This is a genomic window from Chloracidobacterium validum, from assembly GCF_018304825.1.
In the GTDB taxonomy this organism is placed as follows: Bacteria; Acidobacteriota; Blastocatellia; order Chloracidobacteriales; family Chloracidobacteriaceae; genus Chloracidobacterium; species Chloracidobacterium validum.
The window spans coordinates 2,081,847-2,105,654 of the sequence record NZ_CP072648.1 but is presented as its reverse complement, the minus strand read 5'-3'; the positions used below and the strand labels follow the sequence as shown (position 1 = coordinate 2,105,654).

22 protein-coding genes are annotated in these 23,808 nt (G+C 59.3%); 15 read left to right on the top strand and 7 right to left on the bottom strand.

Annotated elements, in window-relative coordinates:
* Positions 1 to 88: 88 nt before the first annotated feature.
* From J8C06_RS08805 to J8C06_RS08790, 4 genes are all read left to right on the top strand, one after another.
* Positions 89 to 352 (top strand): HU family DNA-binding protein, encoded by a 264-nt coding sequence (locus J8C06_RS08805; protein WP_211428338.1) that lies wholly within the window; start codon positions 89 to 91, stop codon positions 350 to 352.
* Positions 353 to 382: 30 nt separating this feature from the next.
* On the top strand, positions 383 to 1,123 hold the full coding sequence (locus J8C06_RS08800) for a metallophosphoesterase family protein (protein ID WP_211428337.1): 741 nt from the start codon (positions 383 to 385) through the stop codon (positions 1,121 to 1,123).
* Positions 1,124 to 1,190: 67 nt separating this feature from the next.
* Entirely contained in the window at positions 1,191 to 2,192 is a 1,002-nt protein-coding gene (locus tag J8C06_RS08795) for an FHA domain-containing protein (RefSeq protein WP_211428336.1), read from the top strand.
* Positions 2,193 to 2,240: 48 nt separating this feature from the next.
* Positions 2,241 to 2,564, top strand: coding sequence for a hypothetical protein (locus tag J8C06_RS08790; protein ID WP_211428335.1), 324 nt, complete (start codon positions 2,241 to 2,243; stop codon positions 2,562 to 2,564).
* A 195-nt stretch (positions 2,565 to 2,759) separates the two neighbouring features.
* Here J8C06_RS08790 and J8C06_RS08785 read toward each other — a convergent pair whose 3' ends face one another.
* From J8C06_RS08785 to J8C06_RS08765, 5 genes are all read right to left on the bottom strand, one after another.
* Positions 2,760 to 3,125, bottom strand: a complete 366-nt coding sequence (locus J8C06_RS08785) for a hypothetical protein (protein ID WP_211428334.1) — start codon at positions 3,123 to 3,125, stop codon at positions 2,760 to 2,762.
* A 58-nt stretch (positions 3,126 to 3,183) separates the two neighbouring features.
* Positions 3,184 to 3,522, bottom strand: a complete 339-nt coding sequence (locus J8C06_RS08780; protein ID WP_211428333.1) for a cell division protein ZapA — start codon at positions 3,520 to 3,522, stop codon at positions 3,184 to 3,186.
* 154 nt (positions 3,523 to 3,676) lie between these two features.
* Positions 3,677 to 3,961 (bottom strand): hypothetical protein, encoded by a 285-nt coding sequence (locus J8C06_RS08775; protein WP_211428332.1) that lies wholly within the window; start codon positions 3,959 to 3,961, stop codon positions 3,677 to 3,679.
* Between the two features lie 91 nt (positions 3,962 to 4,052).
* Positions 4,053 to 6,125 carry a phenylalanine--tRNA ligase subunit beta gene (gene pheT, locus J8C06_RS08770; protein ID WP_211428331.1) on the bottom strand — a complete coding sequence of 691 codons (2,073 nt, stop codon included), beginning with the start codon at positions 6,123 to 6,125 and terminating at the stop codon, positions 4,053 to 4,055.
* A gap of 83 nt (positions 6,126 to 6,208) precedes the next feature.
* Positions 6,209 to 6,712 carry a 3-hydroxyanthranilate 3,4-dioxygenase gene (locus tag J8C06_RS08765; RefSeq protein ID WP_211428330.1) on the bottom strand — a complete coding sequence of 168 codons (504 nt, stop codon included), beginning with the start codon at positions 6,710 to 6,712 and terminating at the stop codon, positions 6,209 to 6,211.
* 205 nt (positions 6,713 to 6,917) lie between these two features.
* Between J8C06_RS08765 and J8C06_RS08760 the strand changes: the two genes are divergently transcribed.
* From J8C06_RS08760 to gatB, 3 genes are read left to right on the top strand one after another with little or no spacing between them, the layout of a single operon-like run.
* Positions 6,918 to 7,682, top strand: a complete 765-nt coding sequence (locus J8C06_RS08760) for a rhomboid family intramembrane serine protease (RefSeq protein WP_211428329.1) — start codon at positions 6,918 to 6,920, stop codon at positions 7,680 to 7,682.
* A gap of 35 nt (positions 7,683 to 7,717) precedes the next feature.
* A complete protein-coding gene (locus J8C06_RS08755; RefSeq protein ID WP_211428328.1) occupies positions 7,718 to 8,089 on the top strand; it encodes a response regulator in 372 nt (123 codons plus the stop codon).
* 36 nt (positions 8,090 to 8,125) lie between these two features.
* On the top strand, positions 8,126 to 9,622 hold the full coding sequence (gatB, locus tag J8C06_RS08750; protein ID WP_211428327.1) for an Asp-tRNA(Asn)/Glu-tRNA(Gln) amidotransferase subunit GatB: 1,497 nt from the start codon (positions 8,126 to 8,128) through the stop codon (positions 9,620 to 9,622).
* A gap of 77 nt (positions 9,623 to 9,699) precedes the next feature.
* Here gatB and J8C06_RS08745 read toward each other — a convergent pair whose 3' ends face one another.
* Positions 9,700 to 10,518 (bottom strand): SAM hydrolase/SAM-dependent halogenase family protein, encoded by an 819-nt coding sequence (locus tag J8C06_RS08745; protein ID WP_211428326.1) that lies wholly within the window; start codon positions 10,516 to 10,518, stop codon positions 9,700 to 9,702.
* 93 nt (positions 10,519 to 10,611) lie between these two features.
* Positions 10,612 to 11,187 (bottom strand): class I SAM-dependent methyltransferase, encoded by a 576-nt coding sequence (locus J8C06_RS08740; protein WP_211428325.1) that lies wholly within the window; start codon positions 11,185 to 11,187, stop codon positions 10,612 to 10,614.
* A 341-nt stretch (positions 11,188 to 11,528) separates the two neighbouring features.
* Between J8C06_RS08740 and J8C06_RS08735 the strand changes: the two genes are divergently transcribed.
* The 8 genes from J8C06_RS08735 (at position 11,529) to cysS (ending at position 23,807) form a co-directional block, all read left to right on the top strand.
* Entirely contained in the window at positions 11,529 to 12,479 is a 951-nt protein-coding gene (locus tag J8C06_RS08735) for a hypothetical protein (RefSeq protein WP_211428324.1), read from the top strand.
* Positions 12,454 to 12,717, top strand: coding sequence for an NfeD family protein (locus J8C06_RS08730; protein WP_211428323.1), 264 nt, complete (start codon positions 12,454 to 12,456; stop codon positions 12,715 to 12,717). Before J8C06_RS08735 ends, J8C06_RS08730 begins: the two co-directional genes overlap by 26 nt.
* A 131-nt stretch (positions 12,718 to 12,848) precedes the next feature.
* Positions 12,849 to 15,104, top strand: a complete 2,256-nt coding sequence (locus J8C06_RS08725) for an ATP-dependent helicase (RefSeq protein WP_211428322.1) — start codon at positions 12,849 to 12,851, stop codon at positions 15,102 to 15,104.
* Positions 15,105 to 15,246: 142 nt separating this feature from the next.
* Entirely contained in the window at positions 15,247 to 16,017 is a 771-nt protein-coding gene (lptB, locus tag J8C06_RS08720; RefSeq protein ID WP_407064913.1) for an LPS export ABC transporter ATP-binding protein, read from the top strand.
* Positions 16,018 to 16,046: 29 nt separating this feature from the next.
* Entirely contained in the window at positions 16,047 to 17,642 is a 1,596-nt protein-coding gene (gene rpoN / locus J8C06_RS08715) for an RNA polymerase factor sigma-54 (RefSeq protein ID WP_211428321.1), read from the top strand.
* Between the two features lie 69 nt (positions 17,643 to 17,711).
* Positions 17,712 to 18,656 carry an Hsp33 family molecular chaperone HslO gene (gene hslO, locus J8C06_RS08710; protein ID WP_211428320.1) on the top strand — a complete coding sequence of 315 codons (945 nt, stop codon included), beginning with the start codon at positions 17,712 to 17,714 and terminating at the stop codon, positions 18,654 to 18,656.
* A 149-nt stretch (positions 18,657 to 18,805) separates the two neighbouring features.
* Entirely contained in the window at positions 18,806 to 22,153 is a 3,348-nt protein-coding gene (locus J8C06_RS08705; RefSeq protein ID WP_211428319.1) for a VPS10 domain-containing protein, read from the top strand.
* Between the two features lie 247 nt (positions 22,154 to 22,400).
* The gene (gene cysS / locus J8C06_RS08700; protein ID WP_211428318.1) at positions 22,401 to 23,807 is read left to right on the top strand and encodes a cysteine--tRNA ligase; all 1,407 of its coding nucleotides are present in this window, start codon (positions 22,401 to 22,403) and stop codon (positions 23,805 to 23,807) included.
* Position 23,808: the final 1 nt, after the last annotated feature.

Below are 23,808 nucleotides of genomic sequence, written 5' to 3'. Positions count from 1 at the left end.
GTCGGTCAGACTTGTTTCTAGTGAGCAGGGGCTTATTTCCAGCCACGGAGATAGGCAACTTCACGATAACCTTGGGTGTATCTCAGCCGTGATCAAGCTAGACATTGTTAATCGGGTTGCTGGAGCAACGGGAATTGCCAAGTCTAAGGCAGAAGTCGCCGTGGATGCCTTGTTTGATGGCCTCAAGCAGGCGCTTGAGCGGGGCGAACGGATTGAACTGCGCGGATTTGGCGTGTTTGTGGTCAAGCCGCGCAAGCGCGGGATTGGGCGTAATCCGCGCACCGGCGAGGCGGCTGACATTCCACCTGGAAAAACCATTCGTTTCAAGCCAGGCAAGGAGCTTGCGCATTGATTTCCACCTTGGTTTGGGTAGGGTTTTGATATGGGAAATACCTATGTGTTTGGAGATATTCATGGCCGCGCGCGGCAGCTACAGGAGATACTCCACGCTGTTGACTACGATGAGCGCCGCGACCGTGTCATCTTCGTGGGTGATCTCATTGACCGAGGTGATGATTCGCCGCAAGTTGTTGAATACGTTTTGCAACTCTGTCGGCGCAACCCAGGTGTCGTCTGCCTGCGGGGTAATCACGAGCAGATGCTACTGGACTTGCTGGATTACGGCGACCCCTTGTGGCTGATTCCAGAAAATGGCGGGATTCAAACACTCCAGCAGTATGGCTTTGACATAGACGAAAGCACTGCTTCGTTATCCATTGGCATTCCAGATACGCATGTCGAATTTTTGCGGAGCTTGCCGTTTTTCTACGAAGACGATAGAGCGCTTTACGTTCACGCGGGTATCGCCGCTGGGAAACATCCGGCTGAGTGTGAGCCAGAGGTCCTCATGTGGACACGCGACCTGAACTTTTTCACGCTCTATGACAAAAAGCCGTGCTTTTTTGGCCATACCCCAGCACGCTTACTTCCGACGGAAGGCGTTCGCAATCCGGGCGAGATCTATGTATTTGGCAGCGCGATTGGGTTGGATACCGGCTGTACCGAGGAAGACTGCCTGAGCTGCCTGCACGTTGAGTCACAGACGGTCTATCGGCAGTACCCGAACTCGTCGGTATCGGCGTACGAGATAGAAATTCCATGCCTTCTAAGCTCTTCGGTTTAGTTTTTGTCAACATTGCCCCAGCCGAGCGTCGCGCCCGGTAGGAGTTTCGTGATGGGTGGTGCCCCCAATGAATAACGACACACGCCGAAGCTTGCTTGAGCTTGAACGCTTCTTGACCGAGGCTATTCGGTCAAATCCAATCCTGACGCCAGATGATGTCAAGCCAAATCTTCTGGTGCGTCAAATTTTGGATCAACTATCGCTCAAGCGTTTTATCTGGGTTGGGAATCAGACGTTTGTTCCCCATCGCATGGTGTTTTCGGTTCCCAGTATGCGTCCGGCCAAGCTGGAGGAGCTGGAGGTTTTGTTCAACTCCATCGTTTTTACGAAGATGGTGTATGACTACATTGCGGGTTCTGGCTTCCGCTTGCTTGAACCGCTGGCCATCGAGATTCGTCCAACCCTGGAGGGGGCTGGCGTCCCATCGCACTGCTCCGTCAGCTTTGAATGGTCTTCGCTGGCTGAGCCGACTGAAGGCTTTTCCGTGACGGTGGACGAACAATCCGGCCGCATCGTGGATGTCAAGGGTTTCAAGCCGCAAATTCCACGGCTAGCCCGCCTAACTGCCCTGAATGGCGAGGTGTATCGTTCGCCGTTCATCATCACCAAGCGGACGACGTTCCTTGGGCGACTGCGGACGGTTCTTGACCTGAAGTCAGGGGAAGTGCTGCGGCGCAACGACTTTGTTTACGCGCGCCAGGACCAGGCCAACACCCCCAACAAAAGTGTTTCCCGGCAGCATGCCTCGATAGTGTTCGACAATGGTGACTTTTACCTGTTTGACACGGGCAGCGCCAACGGGACTGCTGTTGAGCGGGCTGGCCAGTCCATCGAGACCCCAGCCAGCGACGCGACCGGGATCAAGCTTGAAGATGGTGACATCATCCGGCTGGGGACGGCCTTGGTGCGTTTTGAGCTTGATCCCCCGCCGGCTGAGTTGCCAGACTTGGCGGCAGCCGAAGCGAACGCGCCGGCCGATGACCTCAACCCCACCTCTGGCAACGCGACAGTTCGGATTCTACGGAGCGAAATTCTCTTTGAAACGAGCAAGGTGCTGGATTCCGAATGATGCTTTGTGGTTGAACGGCTAGTGCGGCCGAATCTTTAGGAGGCTCATATGATCCGACCAGGCGCTTGTGTTGTCCTTGGGTTACATAGTCCGCGCGAAAAACTGTGGGGGATTCTGACGAGCCTTGATCCTTCTGGCGTTCACCTCAGAGGGCTTGACATCAATGCCTTTGATGACTGGTTGAGCGCCATCAGCAATGGGGAAAGCAACATTGGTTTGACGCACAGTTTTTTTCCCATGTGGCGTGTCGAGCGGGTGTTGCTCGATGAGTCACTGGGTGAGATTCACTCGATGGGGCAGCTATTTGCCAAGCGGATTGGCATGAGCGTGACCGACTATCTGGGTTTTGGCAGCGAGGAATCCATCAGCTAGCTTGTGGATAGAGCGTAGCACAGGCATTCCTGCCTGTGTAACAAGTAGGTATAGAGCGTAGCGCAGGCATTCCTGCCTGTGTAACAAGTCGGTGTTGGGCAGCGTGGCACGACAGGCCTGTCCGTGCTCGGTTCCAAAAAAACCAAGACTGTCGCTGCGCGCCTCCACCGCACTTCAGTGGCGGCGGTGAGCAGGTTATGTCTCGACGCGGTGCGCGCGAAACAAGACATTCATGCCAAGGCGCGCACGCGCTTCCCAAAAGGCGACAATCCACCACGAGACTTCATCCTGGCGGTAAAGACCACGGTGCAGCGCGCAAGCGCCAAGTTCGCGCGTCAGGTCGGTCAGCGCCGGAGCATCAGCCAAGTATTCCTGCCATCGCTCATCATCGAGTGTTTCCAGGGTGTACTCAGCCGGAAACAGCGCCTGGCAACTTCCCAAGTCAGGGTGGTCGGTCAGCCAAAGCTGTGCTGGATCGCTTGATTCCGCGCCCAGTCGGTCGCCTATCTGGTAGGTCAACTGAAATAGGCGATTGATGGTGTCAAACTGTTCGGGCGTCATAGGTCTTCCCTGTGGCGAGGGTTCGCCGCCGATGTGTGGAGCAAAGTGCATTGTGGCATCACTGAGAGCTAGTTTCCCGGGTGGGGCTTTTCTCTTTACGCAGCACCGAGTCAATGAGGTTGGCGTAGTCGCTACTACGCTCGCCAACCATCGCGTCAAGCTGCTCGATCCGCCGATTGGCTTGGAAAAGTTCATCCGCGATGTTGAGTGCAGAGAGGATCGCAACGCGCAGACTATCCACCGTGTGGGTGCTGCTCATCACTTCCCGCATCTTGCGGTCAACATAGGCGGCTAGCTCCGAAATATAGGCGCTGTTGCCGTCGCCGCGAATGTTATAAACCTGGCCGTAAATACGGACTTCGACCGTTTGCGTGCCAGCTTCACGTGGGTTTGCCATCGGATTGCCTCTGCGCTTGTGCCGGAACTCGACTGAACCGGCGCAAAGATTCCCTGGTCAGCCTTTGTCGTAAGCCGCCCCCTGACGTGCTTCCCGTGCGCATGGTGTCGGACAAGCCGTGCCGGCGGGAGCGTGGCGAGCTATGCCGTTGGGTTCACCCACGCCGCGCCGCCTCAGACAGTTCCGGTTCGACAAGGGCGATGGCATCGAGCATGGCCTCGACCTTGTTTTTGATTGCATCGCGTTCGTTGAGCATCTGGTGCAACCGCTGGTTGAGGCGCTCGTTTTCCTCGGCGCGTGAAGCCGCTTCTCGTTTGAGGGTGGTCACTTCGCGTTCGAGTGACTCCTTCTCTTGGCGTAACAGTTTGGCGTACTCGACAATGCGGTAAAGCTTGTCCTCCAGATGATTGAACTTCTCCATTCCGTTGAGCGTTGTCACGGCTTTCCCTCTGGCTCGATCACGTTTTGTTGGATGTTTCTAGTTCGGTTTATGCTCCAGCTCGATCGGTTAGGTAACAGCACTTGGCAGGTTAGCGAATCGTCGCTGCCAGTTGGGCGCGGAGTGCCTCCACAACCTGGTGATGACGTTCAGTCACCTCGTCATCTGTGAGTGTGCGATCAGGCGCACGATACCACAAGTTGAGCGTAACGGCGCGCTGTCCGGGTGGAATCTGCGCTCCGGTAAAGACATCTCGCAGCCGAATCTGCTCGAGTTCTGGAATCGCCAGACCACGAATGAAGGACTCGATGGCGGCAAATGGCAGGGCTGCGTCGAACAGTGCCGAAATATCCCGCTCAACCCGTGGGTAGCGTGGCAGTGGGCGATAGGCGGTGAGGGTGCGTTGGCCAGTAATCAGTTCAGTTAGCTCAAGCTCGGCGACATAGACTGGTTGCTTGAAGTCAAAGTGCGCGGCCAGCGCCTGGCTGATGCGCCCAAGCTGACCCAGCGGGTGGCTTGCGGCGTGGCCAGCAATTTGCAGGATGCCGACTTGTCCCGGCAAAAAGCTGGTCAGGATGTGCTCATCCAATTCATCCTTTGGCGGCGCTGTGATGACAATCTGTGGGCAGCGCGCCGCCTCGCAAAGCGACTCGACGACCCCCTTGAGCGTGTGAAAATTTTCCATCGTCGGCTGCCCGCGCCAGTCGTTAGGCAACAGGCGGCCGGTGAGTGCCAGGGCAAGGCGTTCAGTTTCGACAAGCTTGCCGTCCACGAGATGAAACACTTTGCCAATCTCAAAGAGTCGGACATCCTCCGTGCCGAATCGGAAATTGCGCGCAACTGCGGTGAGAAGCCCTGGCAGCAGTGAGGTGCGAAGTTCATTCTCATTTTGGTCAAGCGGATTGGCAATGTTTACCCCTGGCGGCAATCCAGCTAGGGCGCGCGTGTTACCGGCGCACCAACTCAATGAAATGGCTTCGTGAAACCCATGCGCCAGCAGGGTTTGACGTACTGCCCGGCGCTGTTCAGCGCCAGGTAGATACTCCCCCGCGCCATGCCATCCCGGAAGCGTTGTCGGGATGTCGGCGTAGCCTACATGGCGCACGACTTCTTCCACTAGGTCTTCTTCGATGGACACATCCACCCGAAAACTCGGGACAATCCACTCGGTTTCGCCCTCGTCATCCATGACCAGCTCAAACCCCAACCCGGTCAGAATATCGGCGGCTCTGGACGGCGCAACGTCAAGGCCCGTTAGTTCAGCGATGCGCGCGTGCCGGAGGCGAACTGTGGTTGGCGTCCGAGGCGTGGCAGCGATGTCAACTGGGCCTCCGACTACGTCGCCGCCGGCTACTTCCGCAATCAGTTGGGCGCAGCGGTCAATCGCGCGGCGCACGTTTTCATAGTCAGCCCCCCGCTCGAAGCGGCGTGACGCTTCGGTGTGCAATCCAAGTTTTCGTGCCGTACGGCGAACCGACGCCGGGGTAAACCAGGCGCTTTCGAGCAACACCTGCGTTGTCGTGGCGGAAATTTCGGTTTCCGCGCCACCCATGATCCCGGCCACGGCCACCGGGCGCTTGGCGTCGCAGATCACCAGCATGTCGGGCGACAACTCGCGTGTCATGCCGTCGAGCGTCACCAGTGTCTCCCCAGGCTGGGCGCAGCGGACAACGATGCGCTGCTCAATCAAGCGTTCAAAATCAAAGGCATGAAGCGGATGCCCCAACTCCAGCAAAACAAAGTTCGTGACATCCACAATGTTGTTGATGCTGCGCTGCCCAACGGCAGTCAGGCGACGCACCAGCCAGTCCGGTGATGGTCCGACACGCACGCCGTCAATCAGCCGCGCCGCGTAGCGGTGGCACAGGTGTGGTGCCAGGATTTCAACCTGGGTCGTCAGCCGGCCGGTCGCTGGCTGCTCGGCGAAGTGAATGTCGGGAAACGATAGCTTGGCGCCGGTCAACACGGCCGCCTCGCGCGCCAACCCAAAGTGGCACAGGGCATCTGGGCGGTTCGTCGTCAGGTCAAAGTCAAAAATAAAGTCATCGCCCAGTGGCGTGGCGCTATCTACGGCAAGTCCGGCGGCGGTGAACCGTTCGGCCAGCTCCTGCGCCGAGAGGTTGGGCTTGACGTAGGTTTCAAGCCAATCATAGCTAGCTTTCATAGCAGCAGGTTACTCAACAGGGAACTTGGAATGGGTGATTTGAGGTCGGGGTCGTTACTGGTCCGCGTTGCTCGACGGCGCGTTCAGGGCTGTAGTTGATGTCCACAGGCGGCGCAGGTGCGGGCGCGCTCATCTGACCAGAAGGCATCAAACAGCGGCTTGAGCTGGGTGGTGATGTCGGTCACATGGAGTGCTACCTCGTGCAGCCGGTTGCCGCAGTGATCGCAGTACCACTCGAAGCGATCCTGCTCATCAGCACGCCGAACCCGTTCGATGACCAGTCCGAGCGTCCCCGGACCACGCTGCGGCGAGTGTGGAACCAACGGCGGCAACAAGAAGATTTCACCTTCACGGATGGGCAAGTCCCGAAACTGACCGTCTTCTATCAGGCGCAACGTCATGTCGCCTTCGAGCTGATAGAAAAACTCCTCGCCGGGGTCAATGTGGTAGTCCTTGCGCTGATTCGGCCCACCCACGACCGTTACCATGAACTCGCGGTCTTTCCAAATCTGAGCATTCCCAACTGGGGGGCGAAGCAGGTGGCGGTGGTCTTCAATCCACTGGCGAAAGTTGATCGTGGTGAGCATGCGACGCGCTCCACAAGTCAGGGTCACCTGGCTATTGTATGCTGTTGTTTGGTGAGATGGAAAGACTTAGGCTGGGCGATAGCGTGAGGCAATGCGTTGCCTTTGATCGCCATGCCGTGCGATAGTCGCAGTGGGCGTTGCCGATTGTGGCGCACGCGCACTCTGGCGACACTGCGATACCCTGCAAGACGTTCCCATTCACACTATGCGCCGTGTTTTTGATGATCCACCTTTGGGCGTTGGCGGTCCGTTGCCGGGTGTGATGTTTCTGATGGCCGCGACAACGGTTATGGTGGTGGTGCGGGCGCTCCTACCGGCCGCCCCGTTCTTCTTCTTGCCAGAAGCCGTTGTGAGCGGCGCGGTGTGGCAATTCCTCACGGCCACGGTGACCCCCCTGACGCCGTTTGGGTGGTTGATTGGGTTACTGGTGCTGTATCTCTTTGGGAATGTGATTGAGCGCATGCTCGGCACGGGGCGCTTTTTGCTGCTGTGTTTTGGCGGTGGAGCCGCCGCCTACCTGGGGACGCTGGCGACCGCCATGGGCGTCGGCCTGCTGCTGCCGTCGCCGGTGCCATCGTTTATATTTGCCGCCAGTTCAGCGACACTGTTTTCGCTCATGGTGGGCGTTTTTGCAGCCCGTCTGTGGCATACGCCGACGTTCTTCAATTTCGTACAGCTCCGCGGTCGGACAATTTTTTACGTCTCGGCTGCCATTGACATCGTCTTTTTGCTCTATGGCTACCCAGACTCCGTTTCGGCGCTGTGGGCGCTGGGCGTGGGTTTTCTGACGGTTCGGGGCCCTGAGTTGACTGGTTTCCGCACGGCTTGGGACTGGGTAACGGGACCGTTCCGCCGGTGGCGCATTCGTCGTAAGTACAAGAACTTTCGCGTTGTCGAGTCGGAAATGCAGCGAATGTGGGACGATTTGGAGGAGCGCCTGAACCGTGAAGACCGAAGCCCGCGCCGCTAGTCAGACTGCGCTTGGAAGGTAAGGAGTTGACTTGTATGAAGCGTGTTCTCGCCGCCGACGACGACATTGGCATTCGTGCTGTCATCAAAAGCACCCTCGGACGTGAGTTTGAGGTCGTTACCGTTGAAAATGGTCGGCTCGCTCTGGAGATGCTCGAGCGTGATCCGCACTTTGCCTGCCTGTTGCTTGACCTCGACATGCCGGAGATGAATGGCGGCGAAACCTACCGCCGCCTGCGGCAAATCCCCGCGCTTGCCGATCTGCCGGTCATCATCCTCACCGGAAACACGAGCGTTCAAACCGAAATGGAGGCTTTGCAGGCCGGGGTCGTCACCTATTTCCGCAAGCCGTTTTCACCCTCTCAGTTACTTTCCATCGTCAAGGCCACGACGCGCAACCGCGCCTGACCACGCTTGCCGTCGCTGCCTCACATAGACGCCCACATGACTGAACTTGCCAAGCTGCTTGAAAAGTATGAGCCGGTCATCGGCCTTGAAATTCACGCCCAACTGAGCACGCGCACCAAAATCTTCTGCCCTTGTCCGACCGATTTCGGCGCCGAACCAAACGCGAACACCTGCGCCGTGTGCCTGGGGTTGCCGGGGGCGCTTCCGGTGCTCAACCAGGCCGTCGTCGAAAAGGCGATCTTCGCGGCTTTCGCGCTGAATCTGCGCATCAATGAAGTTTCAGTCTTTTCGCGGAAGAACTACTTCTACCCAGATTTGCCCAAGGGCTATCAGATTTCTCAGTACGATCAGCCCTTTTCGGTGTCAGGCTTTGTCGAAATTCCGACGAGTGAGCGGGATGAAACGGGGCGTCCCACCGGGTGGCAACTGAAGCGGTTTCGCATCCAACGCATGCATATCGAAGAAGACGCCGGCAAGAGCCTGCACGAAGGTATGCCCGACTCGGCCACCACGTCATACGTCAATCTCAACCGGAGTGGGGTTCCCTTGGTTGAAATCGTCAGTGAGCCGGACTTCCGCAGCAGTTGGGAGGCTTACGATTACGTGCAGTACCTGCGGCGGGCGCTCCTGTATGTGGATGCCTGCGACGGCAACATGGAAGAAGGCAGCCTGCGCTGCGATGCCAACGTTTCCATCCGGCGGCGTGGCAGCCCGACCCTTGGCACGCGCACGGAAACCAAGAATCTCAACTCGTTTCGATTCATTCAGCGGGCGATTGACTACGAGATCGCCCGGCAGGTTCGGGTGCTGGAGGAAGGCGGGCGGATCGTCCAGGAAACGCGCCTGTGGAACGAGCGGGAGGGGCGAACGTACACCATGCGCAGCAAGGAGGAGGCGCATGATTACCGGTACTTTCCAGAACCAGACTTGCCCCCACTGGTCATCACCGCGGAGACTATCGCCGCGCTCCGGGCAAAGACGCCGGAACTGCCTGAGCCGCGCCGCCGGCGCTTTGCCGAAAGCTATGGGTTGTCGCTCGAAGACTCGTCGCTGATGACAACCACCCGTGAGATCGCGGATTTCTTTGAAGCTTGCGTCGAAGCCAGCGGCAACGCCCGCGCCGCCTTCAACTGGATTGCCAACGAGCTGCTGGCGCGGGTGCCGGCCGAGAAACTTTCCCTGTCCACCTCGCCGGTCACGCCGGCGGCGCTGGCCGAACTCATTGCCCTCATCGCGGATGGCACGTTGAGCAACAAGCTGGCCAAGGACGTCTTCGAGCGCATGCTGGCGACCGGCAAACCGGCCAAAGCGATTGTTCAGGAGCTAGGCGGCGGTCAGGTTTCAGACGTGGGGCAGATTGAGGCGATTGCCCATGAGGTCATCGCGGGCAACCCCAAGCAAACGGCCGAGTACCGCGCCGGAAAGACCCCACTGTTTGCCTTCTTTGTCGGACAGGTCATGAAGGCGACCAAAGGCAAAGCCAATCCGCAGGTCGTCAATGACGTGCTCAAGCGTTTGCTCGATGCGACCTAGCGGTGTGGAGTCCGGGAGCTTGGCGCGCCGGACGCTACGTCAAAAGCCTCTCCAGACGGCAATCGCCAACGCGGTGACTATGGCACGATGAACTGCACTTCCATCCCGCGGCGCGCTTCGAGCACCCGCGCGGCCGGAACTTTGAGCGCGGCAATCTCCAGGTTTCCCGTGCTTGAAAAGAGCGCAAATAGCTCATTTGGTTGGGCCTCGGCATAGTGCGTCACGACCTTCGTGACTTCACGGCTCTTGGCCGGGTCCTGCGGATGAATGACGATGAACTTGCCGCCAGCGCGCAGTGCCGACAATTGGATGTGCTCTTTCGTGAAGTTCGTGAAACAGTTGCCAAACCGGTCAATGTGCAAGATGGCACCCCGGAGCCGTTTCGGATCGGAAACATCCGGGCGTGGAACGTCAAAGCGCACGTAATCCGTAATCGGTTCGCCCATTTTCTGGGGGTCAACGCCCTTGGCAAGATAGCCGGCGATGGGGGCGAAAACGTCGCGTCCGTGAAAGGTGGGGCATACGGGCTGGCGAAAATAGTAGTCGGCCGTGATGTGAATGACGCGGTTGACCGTCTCGGACTGGTAAATGTAGCTAAAAATCCCGTTGTCCGGTCCGATGAAGTTGTAGTTATCCGTCATGACCAGAATCGGCCGGCGCGCCGAGCCAACGGTTGGGTCAACGATAGCTATGTGGGTCGTAAATCTTGGGAAGTACGACATGGCGTTGTTGAGCACAAACGCCGCCGCAAAAACGTCGTGGGGTGGAATGTCATGGGAAATATCCACAATGTCCACATCCCGGTGGATATTGAGAATGACACCTTTCATGGCGGCGATGAAGTGATCCATCGTCCCGAAATCAGTCAAGAGCGTCATGAGCGGGCGCTTGGACATGAAAGAAGTCTCCAGGGTGAAGATAGGAACGGTTGGTGATTGAGCGCGCTGGCACGACACGCCGCCGCGCCGCTGGCACGACGTTTCGCTCGTTCAGCGGACACAGTGTACAACATAGGCCGGTGGCAAGTTCCACCAGATTGGATAACGCTCGACAGACTGGAACCGCGCCAGCAGTTCCTGACGCACGCGCCGTCCGGGCGGGGTTGCCGCGGCATGAAGATACTGGAAAAGCGTAAACGTTCCCCCTGATGGGAGCGCGCTGGCGACCGCGTCCAGCACATTCGTTCGTTCCTGGGATGGCAGCCACGAAAGTGGCAAGCCGCAGAAAATCGCCGCTGGTGGATGCGGATAGCGAGCAAGATAGTGGGAAAGACGGGCGGCGTCATCGCAGATGATCTGCGCCCGCGGCCACTGGCGACACAAAAACTCAACCAATTCTGGGTTGCGTTCAATGGCCAGAAGTGTGGCATCGGGTGGCAGGGCATTGAGAATGCTCGCGGTGAACGCGCCGGTTCCAGGTCCCAACTCGATAACGAGGCGAGCGGTTTGCAAGCGGGTCCGCGCCAGCATCGCTTGGGCGAGCCGCCGCGAACTTGGAACAATTGCGCCTGTCTGACGTGGGTGCTTGATGAAAGCTTTCCAGAAGATCGTTGTCGCGCGTTGCATACTTGAGATGAAGCGGCAGAAGAGATGTGAGTCTGAGACGTATAACGCAACCTGCCCTGGTGGAACAAACATCTCGTTGTGTCGGTGTTTTTGAGGCAGCCGCGCGCGGACGCCACGGGTTGTAAGCTACGCGGGCGCTCGCTGGGGAATACCGCCGACGGAACAGCTCTGCGCTATACAATTGCGGAGCAGACACGCCAAACAGTGCTATAAACTAACCACTTTTGTTGGATTGGGATGTCTTGAAGATGGTTTTAGGAAGGATACCTTTCAATGCAATGCGCTCTCGGTCGGTCAACCAGGGCGCGGGTCGCCGGCCACAACTTTGGCGGCGCTTTTGGGTGTGTTTCTTTGCTCTGATTGGACTGGCTCCGCATCCGGCGCTTTCGTCGTCAGTCGGCCACCCTACTGCCCGGTGGTCAACCCAGGAATCAGCGACGAAGCCCGCTGAGAAGGATAAAGGCGAGAAGGACAAAGAAAAAAGTAATGACAAAAAACGCGCGAATGAGTCGGCGGACGCAGCCAAGGACAAGTCGCCCAAGGCAGAGAAGCCCAAGGCAGCCAAGCTCGGCAAACCTGAAACCTGGGATGGCGAAACCATTGCCGAGATCGTGATCTACGCCTACGGGAGTCGGCCGGTCATTGACTATGTGCTCACCAACGCCCGTTTGGAAGGGGTTATCAAAATTTCGGCCAGCGATGATCGTCCGCCGGTTGAAGGCAAAATTTTGGAACATATCCTGCGCCGCGAGACTTCCGACCGCAACTGCGTCCGCATCGAGGTTGAGTTGCCTGATCCCCAGGGGGATGACCCACAGCAGTTGGTCTTCGGTTTCAATGGCTACACCAACTGGGCGGCGCAAAATCGCCAGTCCATCACGTTGACGCCGGAAGCCCAAGCGACGTTTCTGGCGTCGCTCAAGCACGACTACTTGGCGCTTTTGCGCTACAAGGAAGACGGAACGACGGTGACGCGCGTGCCAGGCGAGCGCATCATGGGGATTGATACCATTGGACTCGAACTCACCCACCGGGATGGCAGCAAGACAAAGTACTTCATCAGCAGCCAGACCTACCGTATTTTGCACCTTGAGTATGAAGTCCAGCCCACGCCGGACGACAAGCCGCTGCGCTTTCGGGAGTCATTTTACGACTTCCGTGCCATCCAGAACTTGCTTGTCCCGATGCGCAAGGAGCTTTATGAAAATGGCAAGCTCAAGCAACGGATCGAGCTTCGTGACGTACGCTTTCGCCTGGCCAAGCTGGATGAAGACATTTTTTTGCGCCTGTAGTCGCCTGGTGGCGCACTGGCGGAAGACGCGGCAGGAAAAGCGGGATGGAACCCATGCCGCAGCGATTGGCGCGGCCGGCCACGCCGTGACCCCGCTCAATCCGCGTGGTTTCGTCTCCATCGCCGGTGAACTCTGGGCAGCGCAAGCGCTAGGTTTCGTGGCGGACGGAAGCCCCGTGACGGTGGTTGGGACCGACCGCGTGTGGCTGGTGGTCGGTTCTTGTGGTCGTGACCAGTGATCAGTGATTCGTGGTCAGCGCCACTGACCACCGCGCACCAACCACTGACCGCCGAACTCTGACCACTGACCACAAATGGACGAAGCCCCCTGGAAAGCTAGGCTTGACCAGTTATTCACTCGCTGAGGTTTATGCATCCCCTACTCGATGGACTCAATCCAGAACAGCGCTTGGCCGTCACGACGACCGACGGCCCACTGCTGGTCATCGCCGGGGCTGGCTCCGGCAAAACGCGGGTGATTGTTCACCGCATGGCTTATTTGCTTGACCAGGGACTGGCGCGCCCGGAGCAAATTCTGGCGGTGACCTTCACCAACAAAGCCGCGCTCGAGATGAAAGAGCGCGTTCACCAGCTTGTCCCACCCACGCGCCGACGGGGTGAGCTGCTGGTTTCGACCTTTCACAGTTTTTGCGTCCGAGTCCTGCGGCGGCATCTCGACCGCTTTGGCGGAACCTATACGCGCGACTTCACCATCTACGACACGGACGACCAGGGGCGGCTCGTCAAAGCCTGCTTGAAAGAACTCGGACTCGATGAAAAGCAGTTTCCCCCGCGAATGATTCAGTCTGCCATCAGCGCCGCCAAAAATCGGGGCGACACCCCGGACACCCTGCCGCCAAGCTCAGACCCGAAGCGCGACGCCATCGTCCGAACCTTCCGCCTCTACGAGGCGCGCCTGGCCGCGGCCAACGCGCTCGATTTCGATGATCTGCTCCTGCTGACCGTCCGCTTGCTCCGGCGTTTCCCGGACGTGGCCGACGACTACAACGACCGGTTCCGCTACCTGCTCATTGATGAATATCAAGACACGAACCCGCCGCAGTTCAACTTGGTTCGGTTGCTGACGCAGCGGCAACAGAATTTGTGTGTCGTGGGTGACCCGGACCAGTCCATCTACAAGTTCCGCGCTGCCGACATTCGCAACATCCTCGATTTCGAGCGTCACTACCCACAGGCGAAAACCATCACGCTGGCGCGGAACTACCGCTCGACGAAAACCATTCTCAGAGCCGCCAACGCGGTGATTCGCCACAACCGCGCACGACGAGAAAAAAGCCTCACGACGCAGAACGCCACCGGCGAGCCAATCCGATGCGTGGTCGCCCCGGACGCCGAAGCCGAGGCCGATTTCGTGGTGGGTGAAATCATTCGCTGGCAGCGGCAGCGTGAACACTTGCCTGAAGCCGACACGCGCGCGGCGGTGCTCTATCGGACAAACGCCCAGTCGCGGTTGTTTGAGGAGGCCTGTCGGCGCCGCGGCTTGCCCTATGTTTTGGTGGGCGGGTTTTCGTTCTATCAGCGGGCAGAAATCAAGGATGCCCTGGCGTATCTGCGTTTGTTGCTCAATCCACACGACGACGCGGCTTTTGATCGGATTGTCAACGTGCCGGCGCGGGGCATTGGCAAGGCAACGCTCGACATTCTGACGGCCCGGGCGTCCCAGACTGGCGTTTCACGGTGGACGGCCACCGAACACCTCCTTGCGGAAGGCAGCTTGGGTGGGCGCGCGCTGACGGCACTGAGCAGTTTCGTGAGCCTGATGCGTGGACTCCAGGCGATGGTCGAGGGCGCAACGCTGGCCGACCTGTTGCAGGCCGTCGTGAAACGGTCTGGCTACCTGGACATGCTTGCCCAGGAAGGCACGCTCGAAGCTGAAAGCCGCAAGCAAAACCTCGAAGAACTCATCACCGCGGCCGCCGAAGCCGACGAGCGTGGCGAGTCGCTACGCGCCTTTCTGGACCAAGCGGCGCTGGTCGCTGACACGGATCTGCTTGTCGAACAGGCCCGCGTGACGCTCATGACGATTCACAGCGCCAAAGGCTTGGAATTCCCCTTGGTTTTTATCGCCGGTCTGGAAGAAGACCTCTTCCCCCATGCGCGCGCCGCCGTTGATCCGGAAGAACTCGAAGAAGAACGACGGTTGTTTTACGTTGCCGTCACGCGCGCCAAGCAACAACTATACCTGACCCAGGCTGAGCGGCGGCGTGTGTATGGTGAGGAGAAGCCCACTGATCCATCGCGGTTTCTCGACGAACTGCCGGAAGACGCGCTCGCCATCAGCGCCTGGGCAGGCGTCCGCGCCCAGACGGCATCTGCTCCGGATGGACGGTTTGAACCGGCCTCCCGTCCGATTGGTGAAACCCCTTGGAGGCGAGATGGCTCCCCTGAGCCGAGGCGCGCGCGTCCGGGCAGTTCGGCCCGCCCGATGGCAGACGCCCCAGACCGCCAGGGCTTCAAGGTCGGGGATCGGGTTGAACACGCTACCTTTGGTGTGGGACAAATCGTTCGCGTCGCGGATGGCAAGCTCGACATTGCTTTTCCGGGCAAGGGCATCAAGCGATTTGTGACGGAAGCCGCGCCGTTGACCAAGCTGGCGCGGCGGTGAATCGGTCAGCCAACAGAAGTTTTTACAGGTGCATTGACGCTTCACGGCCAGACTCACTACAGTCGCGGTGCGGTTCGGCAGGGCTGTGCCTGATAACTCAAACACGCAGTAATGATTGGGTGTGAAGAAGAAAAACGTTCATTTGCAAGTCGTCGAGCCGGGCGATGAAACTGCCTCGCTTCCAGAAAAAACGGTGACCCTTACCGTACAACGTCTGCGGAAAGCGTACCGCGGCCGTGAGGTTGTCTCCGACGTCAGCCTGGCCATTCAGTGTGGTGAAGTCGTTGGATTGCTGGGTCCAAACGGTGCCGGGAAAACGACCACCTTTGCCATGATCGTTGGCTTGGAAACGCCCGACGCCGGCATCATCGCCCTGGATGATGAGGACATTACGGGGCTGCCGATGTACCGGCGGGCGCGCCGTGGCATTGGCTACCTGCCCCAGGAGGCTTCTATCTTTCGGAAACTCACCGTCGAAAACAACATTCTTGCCATTCTTGAAACGCTCAATCTTTCAGCCACCGAACGCCAGACGCGACTCGAGGCGCTGTTGGATGAACTCGACATCGCCCACGTCCGGCGAACGATGGGCTACGCCGTTTCCGGTGGAGAGCGACGCCGGACCGAAATCGCCCGTTGTTTAGCCATCGAGCCTAAGTTCATCCTGCTGGATGAACCCTTTGCCGGCATAGACCCCAAGGCTGTGATTGAGATTCAAGGCATCGTAGCGCGGCTGCGCAAGAAGGGGATTGGCGTGCTGATTACCGACCACAACGTGCGAGAAACCCTCGCCATCACCGATCGGGCTTATATCATTAGTGAAGGCCGCATTTTTCGGGCTGGCAAGCCGGCCGAGCTGACCACGGACGAAGAAGTGCGGCAGGTTTACCTTGGAGAAAGCTTCCGACTCTAGGTCTGGTCTTAGATTTGGCCTGTGCGTCTATGATGAACCTGCGTCCACAACTCGCGCCCCGCACGGAGCAACGCCTTGGGCTGGTGCTTACGCCCCAGATGCGGCAACGCATCGAAATGCTAAGCATGACGTTGACCGATCTGGTTGAGTTGACCACACAGGAGATGGCTGAAAATCCGATTCTGGAGGAAGCCGACCCGCATGAGCCAGCCGAAGGCTTGACCCTGACCGATGATGGCTTGCCAGAGGCAGATGGCCTGGCCGACGGTGAGCTGACCACCCTTGGGCTGACGAATGGGGCCGTGGATGGCCAACCCACCATGCTTGCCACCGAAGGTGAAGCCTTGCCCGACGGGCCATCCGAGCCAGACGCCGATTCGGAGCTGACGGGCAACGAACCCACCGAGTCACCTGACCCGTTTGCCGAAATAGACTTTGGCGCGACCTTTGAGCATTACCTCGACCCAGGCTATCGGGCGCTGGGGGAGTATGAGGAACGCGAAGAATATGCGCTCGAAAATCGGCTCAAACAGCATCTGACACTTCACGAGCACCTCCAGTCGCAAATCAACCTGCTACAGGTGCCGGCGGAAGTTCGGGCGGCGGCCGAAGCGATTGCCGCCAGCCTGGATGAACGCGGCTTTTTGGTGGACACCAACGAAGAAATTGCCGCCATTGGCGGGTGGCCGCTCGATGTCGTCGAAACCGCCCGCCAGATTGTGCAACGGCTCGATCCGGTGGGCTGCGCTTCGCGCGATGTGCGTGAATGTTTTGTGACGCAGCTCGAACAACGCGGGGCTGGCGACCGCCTCGCCGTGCGGCTGGTGAGCGAACATCTCGACCGCCTCACGCCGTTCCGGCGGACTGAGCTGGCCAAGTTGCTTGGCGTCAGCCCCGATGCCATCGCGGAAGAAATAGCGCTGATTCGTCAGCTCGAACCTTTTCCCGGCCGGCGTTTCACGCGGATTGGCGAAGGCCTGCTCAATGGGGCGCAACTCATCCAGCCGGAAATTGTGATTGAAAAGCTTGGCAATGAATACATCATTCGTTTCAACGATGATGGGCTGCCGCAGTTGCGCATCAACGCCAAGTATTACCGTATTTTGGAAAACCCAAACGCTTCGCGTGAGGAGCGCGAGTACGTCCGCGACCGGCTGCGCGCGGCCATTGACCTGATGCGCAACATTGATTACCGCCGCCGGACGATCTACCGGATTTGCGAGGCCATCATCGCCCGCCAACGGGACTTTCTCGACCACGGGCCGACCCATATCAAGCCGATGCTGCTCAAGGACATCGCCGAACAGGTAGGGATTCACCTTTCGACCGTCAGCCGGGTGGTCAACGGAAAATACGTCCAGACGCCACTGGGTATCTTTGAACTGCGCCGCTTTTTCACGGAAGGCCTGACCAATGATGATGGCGAGTCAGTCTCGACCGACATCATCAAGCTGAAAATCAAGAAACTCATTGCCGACGAAGACCCACGCGAACCACTCACGGATGATGAGGTTGCTCGCATTCTGGCCCGCGACGGGCAACGCATCTCGCGGCGGACGGTGGCGAAATACCGTGACCAGATGCATATTCCCGGTTCCCGTGAACGCCGAGCCATGACCAACTAAGTGGTGTATGACGCTTGCGCCCTGGAGGCGAAGCTGCCAGGCCACAAAACCACCAGGACGTCAAACCGCATGAAGCACTCGACCACGTCAACGCCCGACCGTCTCTTGCAAGCCGTGGCGGCCGATGATGGGGTGCGCGTTGTCGCCGCGACAACCACCCACCTCGTCCAGGAAGCTTGTCGCCGCCATGGTTCGTGGAAAACTGCCACGGTTGCTTTGGGACGCGCCCTGACCGGGGCGGCACTCCTCGCCAGCTCGCTCAAAACCAGCGAGCGGGTGACGGTGCATATCGAGGGGCGCGGGCCGGTCGGCGCCATCACCGCCGAAGCCAACGCCCGCGGCGAGGTACGCGGTTACGTGCGACATCCTCAGACGGATGTGCCGCTGCGTTCGGACGGCAAGTTAGATGTCGGCGCCGCCGTCGGCAAAGGCGTGCTGCATGTGATCCGGGAAGGTGGTTTTGAGATTGGGTTGATGGAGGCGTACCGAGGTTCGGTGCCGCTGATTTCAGGCGAGATTGCCGAGGACTTGACTTATTACCTATCCCACTCAGAGCAAATCCCATCCGCGATGAGCCTGGGTGTGTACATGGAAGCTGGCGATGGTGTCGTCGGTGCGGCGGGCGGCTTTCTGGTTCAGGTGTTGCCGGAGGCGGATGAGGCAACCATTGCGCATCTCGAACGTACCGTGGCGGCTGCCCCGCCGATTACCGAACTGGTGCGCGCCGGCGCGACGCCGGAAGACATTATTCGTCAAGCGTTGGGAGCCCTGGATTGGCGGCCCCTCACTGAGCGTCCGCTTGGCTTCGTTTGCACGTGTTCGCTGGAGCGGACGGAACGGCTGCTCGTAGCCCTGGGCGTGGATGAGATGCGTGGCCTGCTGGCCGAGCAGGGCCAAGCTGAGCTGACCTGTCACTACTGCAACGCCATTTATCGGCTTTCCGGTGACGATTTGCGACGACTGATTGAGGCTGAAACGGTGGATAGTCCTTCGTCGTCGGCCCCAAATTCGTAAGTCGGACTCGCAAAGGCGTTTTCCAAGCTCGGCAATGTCTTGGGAGGCCTGGTTCCAGGAAGCTTGCCGAGGTTGCTTTGGCGTCTGGCTTTGGTTATCCAGGCAAAGCGTTTGTCCCATACCAACCCACATTGCTCGACCGCTCGCCCATGCCACGTACGACCTGCTGCTTATGGCTGGCGCGGTGCTTCGCCGCCGCGCTCGTTTTGATTCCTTTTTTCGATGGCGTTGCTCTGGCGCAGTCCAGGCGTCAACCGGCCAATCGCCAACAAGCTGAACCCAAGCCATCCGAATCGAGCGCATCGGCCGCGAAAAAAGATGCGCCTTCACTTAGCGAAGCCACCTTTGCCGGACTGAAGTTTCGTTCCCTTGGGCCGTCCATCGCGTCGGGCCGAATCGCGGCAATTGCGGTTGATGGGCGCAATCGCCGCCGGTACTTCGTCGGCGTCGCCTCGGGCGGTGTCTGGAAAACGACCAATGCCGGCGTCGCCTGGACGCCCGTTTTCGACGATCAACCGTCTTTTTCCATTGGTGCAGTTGCCATGGACCCGAAGCATCCTTTTCGCATCTGGGTTGGGACGGGTGAAAATAACTCGCAGCGCAGTGTCGCTTATGGCGACGGCCTATATCGTTCGGATGATGATGGGCGCACGTGGCGCAATGTCGGACTCAAGGAATCCGAGCATATCGCCCGGATTTTGATTGACCCGCGGGATTCCGAAACCGTCTATGTCGCCGCGCAGGGGCCACTCTGGCGGTCAGGCGGCGACCGTGGGCTGTACAAAACCACGGATGGTGGGCAGTCCTGGCAGCGCATCCTCGACATCAGCCCCGATACCGGCGTGACCGAAGTGGTCATGGACCCGCGCAACCCGGAGGTCATGCTGGCAGCGGCTTACCAGCGCCGACGACATGTGTGGACGCTCATTGACGGTGGACCGGAAAGTGCCATCTACAAAACCACCGATGGCGGCAAAACCTGGCGCAAAGTCACGAATGGCTTGCCAGCGGTTCACCTCGGACGGATTGGGTTGGCAATTTCACCGGCTAACCCCGATGTCGTCTATGCCAGCGTGGAGGCCGCCGATGGCAAAGGGGGCGTATTTCGTTCACTCGACGGTGGGGAAACCTGGGAGCGGCGCAATCCGTTCGACCAAACGGCGATGTACTTCAGCACCATCGTGGCTGACCCGCGCGATGTGGACCGGGTCTATGTCCTGAATGTGTTCCTGATGGTTTCAAATGACGGTGGCAAAACGTTGTCGCCGATGCCGGGCATGCGGCACGTCCACGTGGACCATCATGTGTTATGGATTGACCCCGCCGACCCTGATTACTACCTCGTGGGCTGCGATGGCGGTGTATATGAAAGCTTCGACCGGGGGCAGTCGTGGCAGTTCAAGGCCAACTTGCCAGTCACCCAGTTCTATGACGTGACTGTGGATAACAGCGAGCCATTTTACTTCGTTTACGGCGGCACCCAGGACAACAACACCCTGGGCGGACCGTCCCGCACGCGCAATGCGCACGGGATCACCAACGCCGATTGGTTTGTGACCGTCGGCGGCGATGGTTTCCATGTTCGCGTCGATCCGACCGACCCCAATACGGTGTATTGCGAGTATCAGTATGGAAATCTGTTCCGTTTTGACCGACGAACCGGTGAGCGAGTCGGCATCCAGCCTAAGATCGGCAAGGATGAGCCGCCACTGCGCTGGAACTGGGACTCCCCATTCATCATCAGTCCGCACAACCACAAGCGACTGTACTTTGCTGCCAACCGGCTCTTTCGGAGCGACGACCGTGGGGATTCTTGGCGCGCGGTCAGTGGCGATCTAACGCGCCAGCTCGACCGGGACAAGCTCCCGGTGTTTGGCCAAGTGTGGGGACCGGATGCCGTCGCCAAGCATGCTTCGACATCGTTTTACGGCAACATCACGACCATTGCCGAGTCACCCAAGCGTGAGAACGTGCTTTTTGTCGGCACGGATGATGGGCTGGTTCACATCTCGGAAGATGGTGGCAAGAACTGGCGTACGGTGGAGAAGTTTCCGGGTGTTCCTGAGCAGACGTTTGTGAGCCGCGTCACACCGTCACAGCACGATGCCGATGTGGTGTATGTCGCCTTTGACAATCACAAAAACGCCGACTTCAAACCGTACTTGCTCAAGTCATCTGACCTGGGGCGAACCTGGACGCCTTGCGTTGGCAATCTTCCCGAGCGTGGCTCCGTCAAATGTATCGTCGAAGACCCGGTCAACCCTAACCTGCTCTTTGTCGGGACGGAGTTTGGTTTGTTTTTCACGCCCAACGGTGGCGGCCAGTGGTTGCGGCTCAAGGGCGGGCTGCCCACCATCGCCGTCCGCGACATCGCCATCCAGACCCGCGAACACGATTTGGTGATTGCCACCTTCGGGCGCGGCTTTTATGTGCTGGATGATTACCGCGCGTTGCGGATGGCAACTGAGGCAATGTTGCAGCAACCCGCGCAGACCTTTCCGGTGCGCGATGCTCACTTGTACGTCGAGGCGGAACCCTTTGGGGGAGGGAAGCGCGGCTTCCAAGGGGATGCCCTGTACGTGGCCGACAACCCGCCGTTCGGCGCGGTCTTGACCTACTACCTGAAGGAATCGCCGAAAACAAAGAAACAACGTCGCCAGGAAGCCGAAAAGAAAGGCGCCGCGCCCTACCCGACCCGCGATGACTTGCGCGCCGAAGCCGAGGAAGAAGCGCCCGAAACCTTTGCCGTCGTGCTGGATGACAAGGGAGGCGTCGTCCGGCGCGTGACGGCTCCGCACGCGACCGGCTTCAACCGCGTGGCGTGGGACCTGCGCGCCCCGGCACCGCAGTTGCCGCCGCCGTCCCGTGATGAGGACAATCCTTTCGCCCGTCGCCCGGCCGGTTGGTTTGTCCCGCCGGGAACGTACACGATGACGCTCTACCAGCGTGTTGATGGCGTGACAACCCAACTTGGGACGCCCCAAAGCTTCCAGGTGCGTTTCCTCGACGAGCGAGCGGCAGAGGACGTCCGAGCCTTTGAAGACTTTCACCGCCGATTGCTGACCGCCCAGCGAACCATGCACGGGGCGTTGGAGACGGCACAGGAACTCCAGACGCGACTCAATGCCGTCAAGCGCGCGATTGTGGAAGCCCCGGCTGCCGACCTCAAGCTGCTCGATGAAACCAGCGCCATGACCCGGCGGATGAATGCGCTGATGGTGCGCCTGCGTGGCGACCGGGCGCTTCAGGCGCGCAATGAGAACACCCCGCCAGGCTTGGCCGAACGGCTGGCCGAAGTGGTGTCCGAGCGGAGCAGCACGCTGGCGCGTCCGACGCAAACCCATGAGGCACAGTACGCCATTGTGGTTGAAGGCCTGCGCCAGGCACTTGACGACCTACGGGGCATCGCCGCCGACCTGGAACGGATTGAGAAGACGCTGGACTCGTTAGGCGCGCCCCACACGCCCGGTCGTTTCCCAGCTTGGCCAGACCGTTGAACTAAGCCATCTATGCGCTGCCGCAGGTGACCGGCGGCCATTGCAGTATGCGCTTTGGGTGGTACAGTTTGAATCGGCTGAGCTGGCGCGCCCTGGCGAATCGGCCGAATCCGGTGACGAGCGCGTTGGCGCTAGAGCTTCAACTGTCGCGCGATAGTAAAGACCTGGGGCCTGGCGCGCATACTCGTCGCCCAAGCAAAACCTGTGAAACGATGGCTACCGACGCGCCCGCCGATGCCATACTGCTATGAGCCTATATTTTTTCAACTCACTCACTCGTTCCCGTGAACCATTTACGCCGCTCGAAGGCCGTCAGGTCCGCATGTACGCCTGCGGCCCAACCGTCTATAACTTTGCCCATATCGGCAACTTTCGGACATTCGTCTTCGTGGACATTCTGCGTCGCCATTTGAAGTGGCGTGGCTATGAATTGTTGCACGTCATGAACCTGACCGATGTGGATGACAAGATTATCCGCGATGCGCGCGCGGCCGGATTGTCGCTGCGGGCGTTTACCGAAAAATATGTGACCCACTTCTGGGAAGACGCTGACGCCCTAGGGATTGAGCGTCCTGAAGTCGCGCCGCGCGCCACTGAGCACATTCCAGACATGGTGGCGTTGATCAGCCGGCTTGTCCGCTGTGGTTGCGCTTACCACAGCGATGGCTCGGTTTACTTCCGCATTGCGTCGTTTCCAGGGTATGGCGCGCTGTCGGGCAGCAAGCTGTCCGGCAATGTCGCCGGTGCCAGCGCGCGCGTTGAAGCCGACGAATATGAAAAGGACGACGTGCGCGACTTTGTGCTTTGGAAACATACGCAACCGGACGAGCCAACCTGGGATTCGTCACTCGGTCCAGGCCGTCCGGGCTGGCACATTGAATGTTCAGCCATGGCGATGAAGTATCTGGGCGAGTCGTTTGATATTCACTGCGGCGGCGTGGACTTGATGTTTCCCCACCACGAGAACGAAATTGCGCAGTCCGAGGGGGCAACCGGCAAACCATTCGTCAAGTACTGGCTCCATGCCGAGCATTTGCTGGTCAATGGGCGGAAGATGTCAAAGCGCGAGGGGAATTACTACACCCTGCGCGACCTCCTCGAACGAGGGCATGCGCCCCGCGCCGTGCGCTATGTGCTGGCCGCCGTCCCCTACCGCAAACCGCTCAATTTCACCCTGGAAGGTGTCGAGGCCGCGGAACGTCGCCTCAAACGTTTGAATGAAACCGTTCGGCGCTTGCGCGAAGCGGTTCCCGTTGCCGGTGAGACTGATGACACGGCTGCCCTGACCGACCTGCAAGCCTATAGCCAATCCTTCGGCGCGGCCATGGACGATGATCTCAACACGGCCGAAGCGTTGGCGGCCGTTGCCCAACTTGAAACGAAGGTCAATATCCTTCTGAGCCGTGACGAACTCACCGCAGCGGCAAAGGCCGCGGCCCTGGCCGCCTTTGACGCGGTGCAGGCGGTCCTTGGCATTCTTGACCCGCCACAGGCCGAACTCCTCGCGGCCGACATCGAGGCGCTCATTGCCGAGCGACTGGCGGCACGCCAAGCCAGGGATTTCGCGCGCGCCGATGACATTCGCGCGCGACTGATGGCCCGTGGCATCATCCTCGAAGATGGTAAGGACGGGACACGCTGGCGGCGGGCCTGAA